The following is a 16,160-nucleotide window of genomic DNA, read 5'->3' as shown; positions in this document are numbered from 1 at the left end:
TTCCAAACTATTCGCTCTTCAGTTAATCTGTTCGCTCACTACCTATTTAATTATTTTGATAAAGAATACCGGCTTCCGCCAAAGCTGTCTTTATATTCTCAAAGGTCGTTTGGTCTTGACAACGAATTGTATGCATATGAATTCCTTCGGTTAATGCCGACAGCAGAGAGGCCTGACTTTTTTCGTAGGCTGTTACAAAATCAGCCACTTCAGTTGGTGTTTGGATATGCAACCCACCTACCAACTCACCATACAAAGGATGTTCTACAATGACATCGATGATTTCACCACCACCAGCCACAATCATCAATAATTCCTGCCGAGTCATGGCCGCATCATGCTGGCAAACAATCTTGCCAACAAAACCACTTAAAGTTTGCGCCAATTGATAGCCACGGGCAGTCGCCTGGATATCTGCCCCACCCGCCCGTAAGAGGGCCACATCACCTACGATGATTTGACGGCTAACGCCATATTTTTTAGCCAAACGACTGGCGCTAACCGGTTTATCGGCTACCTGTAAATGGGCCAAAATCTCATTTCTGCGTATTTGTCCTTCCATTCTAGTCCTCCAACAATTGACTCTGCATTTTTTTAGAAACATTCATCAATGTTTGAAACACTTCAGCTACACTCTCTTGATAAGGTGGTGTTACTTCTTGACGAACCTTTGCTAAAACCGCTTGCTCTCGCGCCTCATCGTAAATAGCTTTACCAGTCGCTTTTTTAGCTGCAGCTACTTGTTGAACCAAGTCCATTCGTTCTTCAAACAAGCGGGCTAGTGAGCGATCAATTCGATCAATTTCCTGTCGCACTACCGCCAAATCAGGAGCCGATGTTTGAGGGGGATCTTGCTGGATCGTCTTAATAATTTTAGCAGGGTTACCGCCAACTACGACATCTGCGGGAAAAGATTTCGTCACCACACTCCCAGCTGCTACTACGACATTATCACCTAATGTGACTCCAGGAGCCAAAATAGCGCCGCCCCCTAACCAAACGTTATCGCCAATCGTAATAGGTTTGCCATATTCCAGACCGCTGTTGCGCTTCACAGCCTCTAAAGGATGCGTTGCCGTATACAGTTGTACGTTTGGTCCAAACATGCAATTGTCGCCAATCTGAATGGGGCAAATATCCAACAGAATACAGTTGAAATTCGCATAGAAGTTTTCGCCTACATAAATATTGAAACCATAATCAAATGACACAGTAGGCTCCATATAAAGATTCTGCCCCGTTCCGCCAAATGTTTCTTTTAATAGCTGACTACGGACTGCAGCATCTTCGGCATGGTTGATTACCTGCATCTGCTCCCGTGCAAAACGGCGAGCCGCGGATAATTCTGGGTCAGCTGAAAAATACAGCTCCCCAGCGATCATTTTTTCCTTTTCTGTTCTTTCTGTCATAACGTCTCCTCCAATAGCTGAAAAAAATCTGCGGCATCCCCCAGCACCAAGGAATAGGGCCGCGACAAATAAATAGGTTCCTGATTGATGACTAAAACTGGCGTAGCAGGCACTGACTCCGTTAATTGATTAAAAGGAGCTACTTGAAAACTCGTCCCAACAATCACGATTAAGTCGGCAGCAGCTGTATAAGCCAATGCTTGCTGAATTACCTCATCCGCAAAGCCTTCTTCATATAAGACGATTTCCGGACGTAGCTGGCCTCCGCAATGCAGATGACGGTCACTTTTTAGGTAGGCTTGCCAAGAAACTGCTTGACCACAAGCCAGACAGCTACAACGATAAAGAGTCCCATGAAACTCCACCAGCTGACTGCTACCCGCTTGCCGATGTAGTTGATCGATATTTTGTGTTACGATTTGTACCTGCTGAGTTGTTGCTAATGTGTGCATTGTCTGATGGATCACATTCGGTTTGGCCTCAGGATGATAAAGCCGCTTAACAAACTCATAAAATGCAGCCGGCTCTCGCAATAGAGCAGTGCGGCTCAATAAATACTCTGGTCGTTCCTGCCCGTGATAAACACCTGACAAGGACCGATAATCTGGAATACCGGAAGGCATTGACGCCCCGGCACCGGTTAAAAACGTGACGCTTGTCGCGTGTTTGATCAAATCAATACCAGCTTTTTTGTTGATTTCCATCAAATCACCTTCTTTGATAGCTATTGTATCATAAGTCCAGCCAAGACTCCGGCCGAAATCAATTCAAAAATCAGTTCAAAAAAAGAGCCAAAGACATAACTCAAAAAAATTATGTCTCTGACTCTCTCCGAATAAACGCTTCTGTCTCAGCCTTCTCAACTAGCCGTCATAAAAACCTAAAATCGCAATCCCCGCCATGATAACGGCGATGACTAAATATTGACGGGTTTGCAATTTTTCTTTTAAGAAAATCCGTCCTAAAATTATCGAAACAATACTATAGGAAGCAATCACTGGTGCTACGATAAAAGCATTTTTTGTGGCAATAGCACCAACATAGAAAAACTGCCCTAAGGTTTCAAAAATAGCCGCCAAACCGCGGTCCTTTTCTCGAAAGACGACTAAACTGTCTTTTTTGACTAATTCAAGATAGGCCCAAACAAGTAATGCTACGATAAAAAAGGTCAGCTCATAGCTCATATTTGCTTGATCTTCTGGCATAATCTTTTTATATTCTAGATAGTAGCCATCTAAAAAGGTTCCCATCCCATCAATAATACAGTACAGAATTGGAAAAATGATCGCAATCGCACCAATGCGATATTTCCGTTCCACGATGACTCCTTCTTGCCGCAGTTCCGCATCAGCCTCTTGCTTTTCAAAAATCGAAAGTAACAGGATGCCAATAGAAATCGCGACGACTGCCAAAATCTGGGGTGCCGCCATGGACTGGTGCATAAACAAGAAGGCCAGTAAAGCCGAAACAGCACCGGAAGAATTGCTAATCGGTGATGAGACCGAAACTTCAATGTAACGCAAGCCCACATAACCTAACGTCATGGATAAAATATACATAGCAGAAACAGGTAAATACAATAACAAATTTTTGACGTCATATTGGATGCCTGCATACACGACATAATAAAACAAAACATGTAAGCCCATCACGAGTCCCACCATGACGACCGTTTTTAATGCACTATTGCGATCACTGGGGTCATTGCCTTTCTTATAAAACAAGTCAGCTGTTCCCCATGCTAACAATGTCACGATCGCCGCTGCAAACCACATACCCCACACACTCCTCTATCTTTTTTTCTTCTTAAAAGTACCGTAACAGACTCAACGCGTCAACTAAAAGAAAAAACAGCTACTGTGATGATTTTCACGTTCTTATCATGACAAACTAGATGGAACATGTTAAAATGAGAGGGATGAAAAAGTGAGGTGAAAGAACATGGTAGCATTTCTTATTTACTGGGCATCGATTTTAGTATGTATTGCTTGGTGTGTGTTAAGTTTGTGGTTCACGATCTTCTATCTTTCTCGTAAAGAAAATGGAAACTTGTGGGCTTTTGCATTCTTCAATGTCATCGCCGCAATCTTCTTAGCTATTATCTTACTTGTTTACAATACTTGGGACTTCAGCATTACACTACAAACAAACTTGATCTACGGTACGTTAGCCGGCTTGATCATTTTGGCTGTAATCCAAGCGATTTTGGGCCGCGAACCAAAACCAAAACAAGCATAATTTCATTGAAAAGCGAACTTTTTTCAGAAAGTTTGCTTTTTTTGTTGACATTACCCATAAAATCTCTTAGACTTTATGGTACTTAAAAAAACTGAATAAACACCTCAATATATGAGGTAGAGGTCGCGGTTCTGATGAACCCAGTGGAGCGAGAGGTCGCGCTGAAGCTGGCAGAGGGAGCACCGCCGAAATGTCATACACACCTCTGGGTATGATGTTGGGACAGTATGCGAATAGCTGCTGGACTGTCTTAGTGGAGACACTAAGTTGCGCTATGTTTTCTTTGTTGAGGGAATCCCTTTACGTTTACTAGCAGCCTCGTTTATTTGGTTGCTTTTTTTGTTATCAAGAGAGGAGTTTACACATGAAAAAATTGTCTGTTCAATTAGGCCTGTTGGTGACGTTCTTATTGACGATCTGTGCGCTTCCTGTGACGGGGCAAGCAGTAGAATCTACCCCAGATGGTGAATTCCGCGTGGGAATGGAAGCAGGTTACGCCCCATTCAACTGGACGCAAACTGATGATAGCCACGGTGCTGTGCCGATTCAAGGCAGCCCAGAATTTGCTGGTGGCTATGATGTCCAAATGGCGAAACGAATCGCTGAGCAATTAGGAAAACAGCTGGTAATTGTCAAAACGGAATGGGATGGGTTACAACCAGCCCTGACTTCTGGTAAAATCGATGCCATTATTGCCGGAATGTCTCCTACTGAGGAGCGCCGCAAACAAGTCGATTTTACTGATCCTTATTACGAGTCTAATCTTGTGGTAGTTGTGCAAAGTGATGGTCCTTATGCCAAAGCGACTAGCTTAGCTGATTTAAAAGGGGCTAAAATCACGGCCCAATTAAACACATTCCACTACACTGTGATCGACCAAATTCCTGGCGTCAATGAACAACCTGCTATGGATAACTTTCCAGCTATGCGCGTGGCCTTAGAGTCTGGCACCATTGACGGTTACGTAACGGAACGCCCTGAAGGGGTCACTGCTGAAACAGTCAACAAAAAATTCAAAATGCTAGAATTTGCCGCTGATAAAGGCTTTAAAACAAACCCAGAGGATACCACCGTGGCCATTGGCTTACGTAAAGGTGATCCTAATTTGGAACCTATCAATCAAATTCTCTCAGGTATCTCTCAAGATGAGCGCAATAGCATCATGGACGCTGCCATCAAAGAACAGCCAGCTATGGCTGACGAAGGCGCTGATGATACGACAGCCAGCAAACAAGAAAATTGGTTCGTAAAAATCATCAGCGAAAATGGCATGATGTTCTTACGCGGTGCTGGCATGACCTTGTTTTTAGCCATCATCGGGACCTTTGTCGGAACAGTCATTGGTCTATTAGTAGGTATCTTCCGTTCCTTTGAAACGCCTCTGGGAAAAGTTAAAGGTGGCGCTTATAAAGCTGCTAACTGGCTAATCAATGCTTATATCGATATTTTCCGTGGAACACCTATGATTGTTCAAGCCGCCGTTATCTACTATGGCTTAGCGCAACTATTCAGTATCGATTTGGACCGGACAGCTGCTGCCCTCTTTATCGTTTCCATCAACACCGGGGCTTACATGACCGAAATCGTTCGTGGTGGTTTCTTAGCAGTTGATAAAGGACAGTTTGAGGCAGCACAAGCCATCGGGATGACTCACTGGCAAACGATGCGCAAAGTCGTCTTACCACAAGTCTTGCGTAATATCTTGCCAGCTACCGGGAACGAGTTGGTCATCAATATCAAAGATACTTCCGTACTGAGCATTATTTCGGTTTCCGAATTGTTCTTCCAAGGAAAATCTGTTGCGGGAGCCAATTATATGTTCTTCCAAACTTACTTTATTATCTGTATCATCTACTTCATCATGACTTATACGGCAACACGCATCTTGCGTTATGTCGAAAAGAAAATGGATGGTCCTGATGACTATATGTTGTATGCGAACCAAATGCAGACTTCTGAACTAAAAGCACCTGAATCACACTAGGAGGAATTTTTATGTCAGCAATCATTCAAGTCGAACACTTGAAAAAAAGCTTCGGTGCCAACGAAGTATTAAAAGATATCAACTTAGCTGTTAACAAAGGCGAAGTCCTTTCCATTATTGGTTCTTCCGGTTCCGGTAAGTCGACTTTGCTCCGCTGCATCAATTTGTTGGAGCGCCCTAACAGTGGTGCCATCATTTTTAATGGGGAAAACGTCTTGGTTCCCCACTACAATCTGCCAAAATATCGTACTCATTTAGGCATGGTTTTCCAATCTTTTAACCTTTTCAATAATATGAATGTTTTAGAAAACTGTATGTCTGGTCAAACAACAGTCTTACATCGGTCAAAAGAAGAAGCTCGTAAGATTGCTATCCAAAACCTAGAAAAGGTGGGTATGGACCGTTTTATCGAAGCGAAACCAAATCAGCTCTCCGGTGGACAAAAGCAGCGGGTCGCCATTGCCCGGGCACTATCGATGGACCCAGACGTCATGCTATTTGATGAACCAACTTCAGCGCTGGATCCAGAGATGGTAGGAGAAGTCCTAAAAACGATGCAAAGTTTAGCCCACACTGGTCTGACCATGATCATCGTGACCCATGAAATGGACTTTGCCCGTGATGTCTCGGACCGTGTCATCTTTATGGATAAAGGTGTCATTGCAGAAGAAGGTACGCCAGAACAGATTTTCGGGAATCCACAAGAAGCCCGCACTAAAGAGTTTTTAAGCCGTATTTTAAATTAAACACTAGCACGATGTCTTAGGGCATCGTGTTTTTTTGTGCCTTAATTAACACTTACCGTTACCATCAGTTGGTGGTCCCTGTGCTAAACTAGCATTAGAAGAGGAAGGAGCTATAAAGATGTTGAATGAACTAAAAACAGAATTTGATAAAGGGATGCCGGTTGCTACCTATATCAAGAAAAAATATGGCTTTACCAGTATTGCTGCTTTTGAAGAATATGTTGCTTCGCTAAAGCTGAAGGCCGAAAAATACGATCAACTGGTAAAACAAGAGACCGATTGATTTTCTAAAGGCGTTTCTGTGGGTCCCCCACCTAGCTTAGTACTATACTATTCTTGAGGTGATTACTATGGAAATTCGTTTCACTGATCCGGCTGTCACACGCCTTAAGGATCGTATTATTGGAAAAAAGCTGCTACTGACCTTTGAAGATGGGGTTGGTCCATACTCCCAACATGCTATGATCCATATGCAGATCCAGTTTTCTTTAAACATCGTTAAAAACGATGCTGACCTGACTGACTATGACATGACCCTACCTAGTAACTTAGGTCCGGTCTATATTAAGGGCTACTCACAAGAAGACTTAGCAGAACATCTAGTGATTGCCGTTGATGAACGTTTGGGTACCTTTAGCTTAAGTAGTGAAGCGGGTGTCATTGACCCCAATGTTCCCTTACTAGATTTTACCAAATAGCCAAGAGGTTGGGATAGAAGTGTCTAACTGCTGCTTATTTCCGAAGGATGCTAGTTCTGCTTAGCAAAGCTTAGCAATAACTGTATGCGTATAGCTGTTGCTTCTGCTGCCACCGTTTATTCGAATATGAAAAAACTGGGACATAACTTTTTGAGTTATGTCCCAGTTTTTTTCGTTATATCTGCATCTCTACCAGATATGAACTCGTTTCTCAGGTGCCCGGTACATCGCATCTCCAGGTTGAATATCAAATATCTGAAAGAAGTCTTCTAAGTTTTGCGGTTGAATATTGGCGCGCAGTTTAGCTGGCGCGTGAACATCAACGGATAGCAACAATTGTTGATACTCCGGCGTAGCCTTTGTCCGCCAGATAGTTGCCCAATTTGTAAAGAAGGCCGCCACGTCACCATTTTCTCGTTTCGCAGCTTCTAACGCACAGCTTAAGCCCCCGGCATCCGCAATGTTTTCTGAGACGGTCAATTTACCATTAACTTGCCCTCCGGCAATCGGTAGTCCTTCAAATTCATCAATCATTTGTTGTGCCAACGCTTTGAAATGTTCTAGATCTTCCGCTGTCCACCAATTATTCAAGTTGCCATATTCATCAAAGGAAGCACCATTATTATCAAAAGCATGAGAGATTTCATGGGCAATCACTGCCCCAATTCCCCCGTAATTTGCACTAGCAGATTGCTCTAAGCTATAAAACGGCGCCTGTAAAATAGCAGCTGGAAACACGATACTATTTTTAAATGGATGATAATACGCATTCACCGTATCCGCACTCATTTCCCATTCTTCTCGGTCAACCGGTTGATTCCATTTACTAAATTGATATTCGCGATTGATACGGCCAAAGGTTAAAGCATTTTCAAATAATGTTCCACCCTCGGTTGCCGCTTTAGTCTGAAATCGTTCAAACAGCGGTTCTATTTTATCAGGATAACCCACTTGGATTGCTAAGTGATTTAGCTTCGTAATCGCTTTTTGACGCGTTTCAGCACCTAACCACGCTAATTTTTCTAAACGGTTTTGATAAACTTGAATCATTTGCTGTACCATATGGGTAACATCTTTTTTGGCCTTTTCGCCAAAATAACGACGGCCGTAATAGTCACCGACTACTTGGTCAAAGACGCCAGTCGCTAGATAATAGGCCGCTTTTTCAGCTGATGGTGCTTCTTGACTCCCAGAAAGAGCAAGTTGATAACGATTCCCTAGCTGCCGCAATTCTTCACTTAATAAACGGGGTAACATGCCTACTGTATTAACAATCAACCAATTTTTTAGTAACGCGAAGTTTTCTTCGTTAATTATTTCATCAATTGCTTCAAAAAAGCGAGGTTCCGTCACGTTGATCTTATCTGGATTTCCCACCAGCCCCTGCAGCAAGGCTTGCAAATCGAGATTGTGGCTATAACCGGCAAATTCGGCAACTGTCCGTGGATGATATAACTTTGCATAATCCGCATTCTCTTCTGCACTATTGACATATGGCACTAATAAACGGTCAAAAGCTACTGCATCAGCCACAATCTGCTGAGCTGTGGTAAAACCAAAATGAGGCAATAACTCGGTCATCATGTCTTGGTAGACTGTCAGTAATTGTTGCCCATCCGTTCGTCCTTCTTCATAATAAGTTTTGTCTGGCAAAATCAAATTTGGCGCATAGGCAGCTAGAATATTGATTTGCGCATTTTTCATATCAGGCTCCACCGCAACAAAGAAAGGTAGCGCTAGTCCCGATAGAAGCCAGTCAGCCAACTGTGCATTCCAATCCTGCAAATTTTTCAAAGCCGTGATGCGTTCCAATAACGGCTGCGCCGGCGTGGCGCCCAGTTGGTTGCGGGTCTCTTGATCTGCTGCTAACCGGTAGAACTCGGCAAAATCACGCATGCTAGCGGGATAATCTCCTTGCAAATAGGGGTTGAAGTCCCCCATCAGTAATTCTTCAATTCCCACGACTAATTCTTGAAAGCCACCAGTCGCTGGTTTATCCGCCGGAATTTTTGCTTGCTTGAGCCAGGCTTCATTGATTGCTTCATAAAAATCATCTTGTAAACGTACCATCCAAATCTCTCCTCTCTCTTACATGATAGCCTATTCCCTAAAAAAGCCAAATTAAAAAGACTGAGAGCTCTCAGCCTTTTTAATCATTTATCACGTAGTTAAATTAGCGCATTGTGACGAATTCCTCTGCTCCGGTAGGATGGATTGCCACCGTATTATCAAAGTCGGCTTTCGTGGCGCCCATTTTGATTGCCACGGCAAAGCCTTGTAGCATTTCATCCACACCGATCCCGATTCCATGCAGACCAATGATTTTTTCCTCTTCACCAAGACAGACAAGCTTCATTTCACATTTTTGGCGATAATCATTCAGGGCAAAATACATCGGTGTAAAACGAGAGCGATAAACTTTTACTTTATCACCATATTTTTTAACGGCTTCCTCTTCGCTTAAACCAATAGTTGCAATTGGCGGATGAGTAAAAATAACCGTTGGGATCAGATTATAATCCAAGTAGGTATCTTTGCCATTGAATAATCGCTCGGAAAGACGACGTCCTGCAGCAATGGCAACAGGGGTTAAATCAACCTTACCAATGACATCGCCTATCGCGTAGATACCGGTTGCCGTCGTATTTTGGTATTGATCGACCTCTACAAAACCACGTTCATCTGTTTGAACATCGGTATTTTCCAAGCCCAAACCGACTGTATTTGCTTTGCGACCGCCAGCAAATAAGACACAATCAGCGGTCAGCTGTTGTCCATTTTCAAAAAGAACCGTATATTCACCACTACTTAAACGTTCAATTTTTTCGGCAACTGAGAGCGGATAAGTCCGGATACCCGCCTCTTGGTACATTTGAACTAGGTTTTCTGCCAACATATTGTCAAAAGTACGTAATGGTCGTTCCTTACGGTAAGCCCAAAAAACTTCGCTACCTAAGCCGTGAAGTACGCCACTTAATTCAGCTGCTATATAGCCGGCACCTAAAACAATGGTTTTCTTAGGTAATTCCGTCAGCGCAAAAAAGCCGTTAGAGTCAATCGCATACTCGCCGCCTGGAATCGACATGGGGCTGGCATGGCCACCGGTGGCAATCAGAATATGCGGCGCCTGATATTTTTCACCATTAACCTCGATTACATGGTTCTCAATAAATGATGCTCGTCCCTTGACTACAGTGACATGATTGCTATCCAAGCCACGTTGGTAGGCACCATGCAAAAATTCAATATAGTTTTCACGTTTTTCAACTAATTTAGGAAAGTCCATCTTTTCAATGTCTGCAGTAATTCCATAACTATCGGCATCCCGCTGGATCATTTCCAACATGGTACTTGCTTGCCACATGACCTTTTTAGGCACACAACCAACATTGACACAGGTACCACCTAGCTGATTTCCTTCAATTAGGAGCACTTTGGCGCCGTGCATCCCAGCACGATTAGCCGAGGCGATCCCACCACTACCGCCGCCGATCACGATATAATCAAATTGTTCCATCGGATCCACTCACCTTCTATTTTTTCTTGCGAATCATATCTCCTGGTTTAACTGGTTGCGCCACAGGCATTTTTACAATCATCATGGCATTAGGCGCCTTCTCGATAGATTCACCCTCTTCATTATACATGACTTCAACACTTTGATAGAAATGATGGAATCCTGGGCCATAAAACTCGATTTCATCACCAACCCGAAAATGATTCCGCTGCCGTACCGTGGCCATGCCCGTAGTTTCGTCATAAGCCAGCACTTCGCCCACAAATTTGTACACGGGAATCTTACGGCGGGCCCCAAAAAGTTGTTCATTTTCAGTTGGTGTTTGGTAGTAAAAGCCAGTTGCCAACTCGCGTTGGGCCACTTTCCATAATTCGTCAATCCATTCTTGCTGACAGACATAGTTTTCTGGATCTGCCATATAGCTATCCACCGCTTTTTTATAAACGTTCGCTACGGTTGAAACATAATGGATCGATTTCATACGACCTTCGATTTTAAAGCTGTCTACGCCATTTTGAATCAAATCAGGAATATGCTCGATCATAGACATATCAACAGCGCTCATGGAGAAGGGCTCGGAAACTTCACCGGCATCCGTTAAACTGCGCCGCTCTGTACCAAAAGGTAAATCATATAATTCATATTTCCAGCGACAAGATTGTGAACAGCCGCCACGATTAGCATCACGCATGGACATATGATTAGACAGCGTGCAGCGTCCTGAATAAGAAATACACATCGCACCATGAATAAAGGCTTCAATCTCCACACTCGTATTTTTGCGGATTTCCGCCACTTCTGCCATGGAAACCTCTCGGGCCAAGACAACTCGTTCCAAGCCTTCTTCTCGCCAAAATTCTAACGTTTCATAGTTAGTGGCCGAAGCTTGGGTAGATAAATGAATCGGTAGTCCCGGTGCCTCCATTGCACAAATCGAAATCAAAGCCGGGTCTGAAACGATTACAGCTGAGATGCCTACATCACGCAAAGCTCGGAAAAAATCGCCGGCGCCTTCTTCATTGCCTTCATGAGTCACCATGTTGGCCGCCACATATACTTTAGCATCGTGTGCCTTAGCATAAGCCACGCCTTCCGCCATTTCTTCATAAGTAAAATTGCCGGCACGACTGCGTAAACCATAAGCATTCCCACCAATATAAACTGCATCAGCGCCATAATGAATCGCTGTTTTTAATTTTTCTAATGTGCCCGCAGGTGCTAAGATCTCGGGTCGTTTTAATTTTTGTTTAACCGTCATTTTTCTGCTCCTTACTTGATTGCCTCTGGATCGATTGCATAAAATCCTGTATCCAATTCCCGTTCTTTGGGATGATATTTCGCTACTTCTGCCGTTAATTTATCCGCTGCCATCTGCGACCATTGCTGTGATTCTAACAACTCTTTAGCCGCAACAAACCGCCGGGCGATTTCGACAAAGTTCGCGCCTTTAGTAAACAAACCATCTAATTTCCAATGAGTATAACCATAAGTGGTTAATTCTGCTAATTGTGCCATCAGATTCAAATCATTAGTAGCAAAGATATGGGTACCATGCTCATCCTCAAAAATAGAATAATGTGTATCCGGATCTTGTGGTTCAGCTAAAAATAAACCGCGCTCTTTATCAGCTCGCTCTTCATTTCTGGTAAAGTGATAATAATTAGTCAATAAAGGCCGCTTAGATTGATGGATACAAGTAGCACCATAAACTTGAACCTCCGCAAATCCGGCTAGCTTTTCACTAATTTTAATCATTTCACCAAAAGGAACTTCCCGAGCCAAAACACTGCCTAGTGCCCCTTTTTGATGCCAAAAATTCATTTGGCGAGAATTAGTGACTAACGTTTCACCGTCATAGATAAACGGTAAGTCATACTCGCCCTTACGCAGTAAATAAATAATACCGGGATCCCCCACCATAATCTGATCCACGTGAATACTCGCAAGAAAGTCTAAATAAGCTGGAACTTCCTTCATTTTCTCAGGATGCATAATGCCATTGACAGCAATTGTTACCTTAGCCCCCTGTTGATGAGCTAATTCTGTTAATTGCTGCTGCTCCTCTCGAGAAAAAGATTGTGGTAAGCGTAGACCAAAATGTTCTTCCCCAAAATATAATGTATCGATACCGCTATCTAATAAGGCTTGCGCCTGCTCTATTGATTCTACTGTTGCTGAAATTGAAATCATATTGTTCCTCCTTTTATGACTGTTTCATAGTATCACAGCCAACCAGACTTTCCAATATGAGTTCTTATATTTAAGGAACCTTTTTAACGAAAAAAGTCGTCAACTAAGGCTAGTTGACGACTATAGTTTAGATTGTTTGTAAAGTCTTTTCTTTTTGCTCTACCACTGTCAAGGTGATTTTACCTTTGCTGGCTCCGATTGTTACTTTATTACCTAACTGAATATGGCCACTTAGTAGGGCTTCACTTAGACGATCTTCAATCTCTTTTTGTAAAGCACGGCGGATTGGACGTGCCCCGTACTCAGGGTCAAAGCCAACCTTACCAATCACATCAATTGCCGCAGGAGTGATCTTCACTTGAATATCTTGCTCCTTCAAACGTTTCACGATTGCTTTACTCATGATTTTGACAATTTGATGGATCTCTTCTTTATCTAAAGAGCGGAAAACAACCGTTTCATCAATCCGGTTGATAAATTCTGGACGGAAAGCTTTTTTCAGTTCTTCTAAGATTCGTTTCTGCATCGCGTCATGGTTCTTCGTAATATCAGTGACATTGAAGCCCACCGACTTCTCTTCACGAATCGCAGTAGCACCTAAGTTAGAAGTCATAATCAAAATCGTATTACGGAAGTCAACTTTACGACCTTTGGAGTCCGTTAAATGACCATCATCCAAAACTTGCAGTAAAATATTAAAAACATCTGGATGGGCTTTTTCCACTTCATCAAGCAAAATTACAGAATATGGTTTTTGACGAATCTTCTCAGTTAGCTGTCCACCTTCATCATATCCCACATAGCCTGGTGGTGAGCCAATCAAACGACTGGTGCTGTATTTTTCCATAAATTCCGACATGTCCACACGTACCAAAGCATCTTCACTACCAAACATCGCTTCTGCCAATGCTTTAGCAAGTTCCGTTTTCCCAACTCCAGTTGGCCCTAAGAACATAAAGGAACCGATTGGGCGGTCAGGATCTTTCAGCCCACTACGCGCGCGCCGAATTGCGCGTGATACAGCTTGCACTGCTTCATCTTGCCCGACTACCCGTTGATGGAGAATTTTTTCTAAATCTAATAAACGTTCGCTTTCCTTTTTCTCCAACTGCTGTAAAGGAATACCCGTCCATTGAGAAACTACCGCCGCCACGTCTTCTTCCGTCACTTTGTTGCCATGACCTGTTGCCTGTTTGGCTTCTTTTAAAAGTAAAACTTCTAACTGGCCAGCGATAATTTTCTCCTGCTTACGCAAGCGAGCCGCTGCAGTAAAGTCTTGATTTTCAATAGCCGCTTCCTTATCTGCTACCAATTGATTTAACTCATCTCTTAAAGCAAAGGATTCCAATGGCTCATCTGCTAAATCTAAACGAACTTTAGCAGACGATTCATCGATTAAATCAATCGCCTTATCAGGTAATTGTCGTGAGTTTATATAACGAGTGGATAATTGCACGGCTGCTCCTAAGGCTTGGTCCGTGATTTCCACACCATGATGGGCTTCATAACGAGGTCGTAGGCCTTTCAAGATGCTTACAGCTTCTTCTGGCGTCGGTTCATCAACTTGGATGCGGGCAAAACGCCGTTCCAAAGCAGAATCTTTTTCAATATATTTTTGATATTCATCAAGAGTTGTTGCACCAATGGTTTGCAATTCACCACGAGCTAAAGCTGGTTTCAAAATGTTGGAAGCATCAATTGCTCCTTCAGCACCACCAGCCCCAATCAATGTATGCAGCTCATCAATAAAGAGAATAACTTCCCCATCTTGATAAATTTCATCAATAATTTTCTTCATGCGGTCTTCAAATTCACCACGGTATTTGGTACCGGCCACAAGAGAACCCATATCTAGCATCATCAAACGCTTCTGACGCATATCTTCGGGTACCTCACCTGTTACGATTCGTTGGGCCAAGCCTTCAGCAATCGCTGTTTTACCGACACCAGGCTCTCCTACTAAGACAGGATTGTTTTTTGTGCGTCGACTTAAAATTTGAATCAACCGCCGCACTTCGTTTACTCGTCCAATAACAGGATCTAAGTTATTCTCCCGCGCCATCTTAGTTAAGTCGCGTGCCAAAGAATCCAACGTCGGTGTACCGCTCGTACTTTGCTGATTTTTACGTGCTTTGCCAGTAGCAGGTTTCACGTCCTTGACTCCAATACGTTTCAAAATAAGTTGCCGCATCTTTGGTAAACTTAAACCAAGATTACTTAAGATACGTGAAGCCAAGATATTTTCATCACGCAAAATTCCTAACAAGATATGCTCTGTTCCGATATTGGTGGCACCAAAGCGTTTGGCTTCATCACCTGCATAGGCAAAAATCTGTTTTGCTCGTGGCGAATATGGAAGGTAGGCGCCTTTAGGATAGCCCTTTACTGAGCCATAGCCTGTTAAATGTTCAATCTCTTCACGGATTTCACTTTCATCTGCGTTTAGTTGACGTAAAATTTTACCAGCAATTCCATTTGGCTCTAAGACTAAAGCTAACAGGAGATGCTCAGTTCCGACTGATTGGTGTTTAAAATATTTCGCTTCTTCTTGCGCAATGGCCAAGACAGCCTTCGCTCGTTCTGTAAATAATTCATCCATGCTCTTCACTCCTCTTCATAGCTTAATCGTTCGATAAATGCTCGCATCAGACTGGCCCGAACCATATCCTCCTCTAGCTTGGAAGGTAAATATAATTTACCCAATACTGCCAGCATCAGATTTCCTTCACGCTTTGAAATAACTTCCTCTTCATATAATTTTTGTACTAGAGAAAAAGCATCATTCTGCGTGAGATAGTCACCAATAATTTGAGTCATTTGTTTTAGTAATTGTTCATTATCCGCTAATTGTACCTTCACGATCCGAATATAACCGCCGCCACCGCGTTTACTTTCAACTGTATATCCCTTTTGAATGGTAAATCTAGTATTGATTACATAATTGATTTGCGAAGGAACACAGTTAAAAAGATGAGCCATTTCTGCTCGGCGAATCTCGATCCTGCCTTTGTTTTCTAATATTTTTTTCAAATAGGCTTCGATTAAGTCTGAAGTATTTTGATTACTCATATGATTCACCCTCTTTTTGACTAATCTTGACCATTATTATACCCAATTTTCTTAGGATAATAAAGAAATATACTTGAAAACAGCACAGAACTAGAAAGATTCTCAAAATAAAAACAAAAATATTTTTTGTTTCAAAAAAAAAGACACCGTAAAATCCAAGGCTTTAGTGACTTATTAGTACTAGACTACACAATTTTTTATTCCATGAAAAAGTGCCAGGAGAAAAATAAAAAATCCAAAGGATTTCTCCTCTGGATCAGATTACTTTTTTAGATTTTCTTTACTCATACCGTTTGACAAAGAGCTAAC

Annotated in this window: 14 protein-coding genes, 2 pseudogenes and 1 riboswitch; of the genes and pseudogenes, 6 read left to right on the top strand and 10 right to left on the bottom strand. The window is 42.6% G+C overall.

Annotated elements, in window-relative coordinates; translation table 11 throughout:
* Nucleotides 1-46: 46 nt before the first annotated feature.
* The 4 genes from ECA01S_RS12925 to ECA01S_RS12910 all read right to left on the bottom strand — a co-directional run bounded on the left by ECA01S_RS12925 (nucleotide 47) and on the right by ECA01S_RS12910 (nucleotide 3,184).
* Nucleotides 47-562: a transcription repressor NadR gene (locus ECA01S_RS12925; protein WP_067396229.1), complete on the bottom strand. Its 516-nt coding sequence runs from the start codon at nucleotides 560-562 to the stop codon at nucleotides 47-49.
* A gap of 1 nt (nucleotide 563) precedes the next feature.
* Entirely contained in the window at nucleotides 564-1,409 is an 846-nt protein-coding gene (locus ECA01S_RS12920; RefSeq protein ID WP_067396226.1) for a chorismate mutase, read from the bottom strand.
* The gene (locus ECA01S_RS12915) at nucleotides 1,406-2,113 is read right to left on the bottom strand and encodes an NAD-dependent protein deacylase (RefSeq protein WP_067396223.1); all 708 of its coding nucleotides are present in this window, start codon (nucleotides 2,111-2,113) and stop codon (nucleotides 1,406-1,408) included. Before ECA01S_RS12915 ends, ECA01S_RS12920 begins: the two co-directional genes overlap by 4 nt.
* A 159-nt stretch (nucleotides 2,114-2,272) precedes the next feature.
* A complete protein-coding gene (locus ECA01S_RS12910; RefSeq protein WP_067396220.1) occupies nucleotides 2,273-3,184 on the bottom strand; it encodes an EamA family transporter in 912 nt (303 codons plus the stop codon).
* A gap of 166 nt (nucleotides 3,185-3,350) precedes the next feature.
* Between ECA01S_RS12910 and ECA01S_RS12905 the strand changes: the two genes are divergently transcribed.
* The 6 genes and pseudogenes from ECA01S_RS12905 to ECA01S_RS12890 all read left to right on the top strand — a co-directional run bounded on the left by ECA01S_RS12905 (nucleotide 3,351) and on the right by ECA01S_RS12890 (nucleotide 7,075).
* A complete protein-coding gene (locus ECA01S_RS12905) occupies nucleotides 3,351-3,647 on the top strand; it encodes a hypothetical protein (RefSeq protein WP_067396217.1) in 297 nt (98 codons plus the stop codon).
* 109 nt (nucleotides 3,648-3,756) lie between these two features.
* Nucleotides 3,757-3,930, top strand: a riboswitch (Lysine riboswitch).
* Nucleotides 3,931-4,011: 81 nt separating this feature from the next.
* Nucleotides 4,012-4,849 (top strand): annotated as a pseudogene (locus tag ECA01S_RS14870) (transporter substrate-binding domain-containing protein); the annotation flags it as partial.
* 65 nt (nucleotides 4,850-4,914) lie between these two features.
* Nucleotides 4,915-5,631: pseudogene (locus ECA01S_RS14865) on the top strand (amino acid ABC transporter permease); the annotation flags it as partial.
* A gap of 11 nt (nucleotides 5,632-5,642) precedes the next feature.
* A complete protein-coding gene (locus ECA01S_RS12895; protein ID WP_067396211.1) occupies nucleotides 5,643-6,377 on the top strand; it encodes an amino acid ABC transporter ATP-binding protein in 735 nt (244 codons plus the stop codon).
* 118 nt (nucleotides 6,378-6,495) lie between these two features.
* A complete protein-coding gene (locus ECA01S_RS14215; RefSeq protein WP_157490300.1) occupies nucleotides 6,496-6,660 on the top strand; it encodes a hypothetical protein in 165 nt (54 codons plus the stop codon).
* 67 nt (nucleotides 6,661-6,727) lie between these two features.
* Nucleotides 6,728-7,075 (top strand): iron-sulfur cluster biosynthesis family protein, encoded by a 348-nt coding sequence (locus ECA01S_RS12890; protein ID WP_067396208.1) that lies wholly within the window; start codon nucleotides 6,728-6,730, stop codon nucleotides 7,073-7,075.
* 189 nt (nucleotides 7,076-7,264) lie between these two features.
* Here ECA01S_RS12890 and ECA01S_RS12885 read toward each other — a convergent pair whose 3' ends face one another.
* The 6 genes from ECA01S_RS12885 to ECA01S_RS12860 form a co-directional block, all read right to left on the bottom strand.
* The gene (locus tag ECA01S_RS12885; RefSeq protein ID WP_067396205.1) at nucleotides 7,265-9,145 is read right to left on the bottom strand and encodes a M13 family metallopeptidase; all 1,881 of its coding nucleotides are present in this window, start codon (nucleotides 9,143-9,145) and stop codon (nucleotides 7,265-7,267) included.
* Between the two features lie 103 nt (nucleotides 9,146-9,248).
* Complete coding sequence (gene gor / locus ECA01S_RS12880) at nucleotides 9,249-10,592, bottom strand: glutathione-disulfide reductase (protein ID WP_067396202.1); 1,344 nt, start codon at nucleotides 10,590-10,592, stop codon at nucleotides 9,249-9,251.
* Between the two features lie 16 nt (nucleotides 10,593-10,608).
* Nucleotides 10,609-11,850: a peptidase U32 family protein gene (locus ECA01S_RS12875; RefSeq protein ID WP_067396199.1), complete on the bottom strand. Its 1,242-nt coding sequence runs from the start codon at nucleotides 11,848-11,850 to the stop codon at nucleotides 10,609-10,611.
* Between the two features lie 11 nt (nucleotides 11,851-11,861).
* Nucleotides 11,862-12,782: a peptidase U32 family protein gene (locus ECA01S_RS12870; RefSeq protein ID WP_067396196.1), complete on the bottom strand. Its 921-nt coding sequence runs from the start codon at nucleotides 12,780-12,782 to the stop codon at nucleotides 11,862-11,864.
* Nucleotides 12,783-12,909: 127 nt separating this feature from the next.
* Nucleotides 12,910-15,381, bottom strand: a complete 2,472-nt coding sequence (locus tag ECA01S_RS12865) for an ATP-dependent Clp protease ATP-binding subunit (protein WP_067396193.1) — start codon at nucleotides 15,379-15,381, stop codon at nucleotides 12,910-12,912.
* Nucleotides 15,382-15,386: 5 nt separating this feature from the next.
* A complete protein-coding gene (locus ECA01S_RS12860; RefSeq protein WP_067396190.1) occupies nucleotides 15,387-15,851 on the bottom strand; it encodes a CtsR family transcriptional regulator in 465 nt (154 codons plus the stop codon).
* Nucleotides 15,852-16,160: the final 309 nt, after the last annotated feature.

The sequence above is a fragment of the Enterococcus canis NBRC 100695 genome, assembly GCF_001544375.1.
GTDB lineage: Bacteria > Bacillota > Bacilli > Lactobacillales > Enterococcaceae > Enterococcus_H > Enterococcus_H canis.
The sequence above is the reverse complement of the archived record's forward strand: the minus strand, read 5'-3'. Positions and strand labels throughout refer to the sequence as shown.

What these genes read in the sequence shown, in the direction of transcription:
- ECA01S_RS12895 (WP_067396211.1), top strand. Translation starts at nt 5,643, where the DNA reads ATGTCAGCAATCATTCAAGTCGAACACTTGAAAAAAAGCTTCGGTGCC.
- ECA01S_RS12910 (WP_067396220.1), bottom strand. Translation starts at nt 3,184, where the DNA reads ATGTGGTTTGCAGCGGCGATCGTGACATTGTTAGCATGGGGAACAGCT.
- ECA01S_RS12860 (WP_067396190.1), bottom strand. Translation starts at nt 15,851, where the DNA reads ATGAGTAATCAAAATACTTCAGACTTAATCGAAGCCTATTTGAAAAAA.
- ECA01S_RS12920 (WP_067396226.1), bottom strand. Translation starts at nt 1,409, where the DNA reads ATGACAGAAAGAACAGAAAAGGAAAAAATGATCGCTGGGGAGCTGTAT.
- ECA01S_RS12870 (WP_067396196.1), bottom strand. Translation starts at nt 12,782, where the DNA reads ATGATTTCAATTTCAGCAACAGTAGAATCAATAGAGCAGGCGCAAGCC.
- ECA01S_RS12875 (WP_067396199.1), bottom strand. Translation starts at nt 11,850, where the DNA reads ATGACGGTTAAACAAAAATTAAAACGACCCGAGATCTTAGCACCTGCG.
- ECA01S_RS12905 (WP_067396217.1), top strand. Translation starts at nt 3,351, where the DNA reads ATGGTAGCATTTCTTATTTACTGGGCATCGATTTTAGTATGTATTGCT.
- ECA01S_RS12890 (WP_067396208.1), top strand. Translation starts at nt 6,728, where the DNA reads ATGGAAATTCGTTTCACTGATCCGGCTGTCACACGCCTTAAGGATCGT.
- ECA01S_RS12865 (WP_067396193.1), bottom strand. Translation starts at nt 15,381, where the DNA reads ATGGATGAATTATTTACAGAACGAGCGAAGGCTGTCTTGGCCATTGCG.
- ECA01S_RS12885 (WP_067396205.1), bottom strand. Translation starts at nt 9,145, where the DNA reads ATGGTACGTTTACAAGATGATTTTTATGAAGCAATCAATGAAGCCTGG.
- ECA01S_RS14215 (WP_157490300.1), top strand. Translation starts at nt 6,496, where the DNA reads ATGTTGAATGAACTAAAAACAGAATTTGATAAAGGGATGCCGGTTGCT.
- ECA01S_RS12925 (WP_067396229.1), bottom strand. Translation starts at nt 562, where the DNA reads ATGGAAGGACAAATACGCAGAAATGAGATTTTGGCCCATTTACAGGTA.
- ECA01S_RS12915 (WP_067396223.1), bottom strand. Translation starts at nt 2,113, where the DNA reads ATGGAAATCAACAAAAAAGCTGGTATTGATTTGATCAAACACGCGACA.
- gor (WP_067396202.1), bottom strand. Translation starts at nt 10,592, where the DNA reads ATGGAACAATTTGATTATATCGTGATCGGCGGCGGTAGTGGTGGGATC.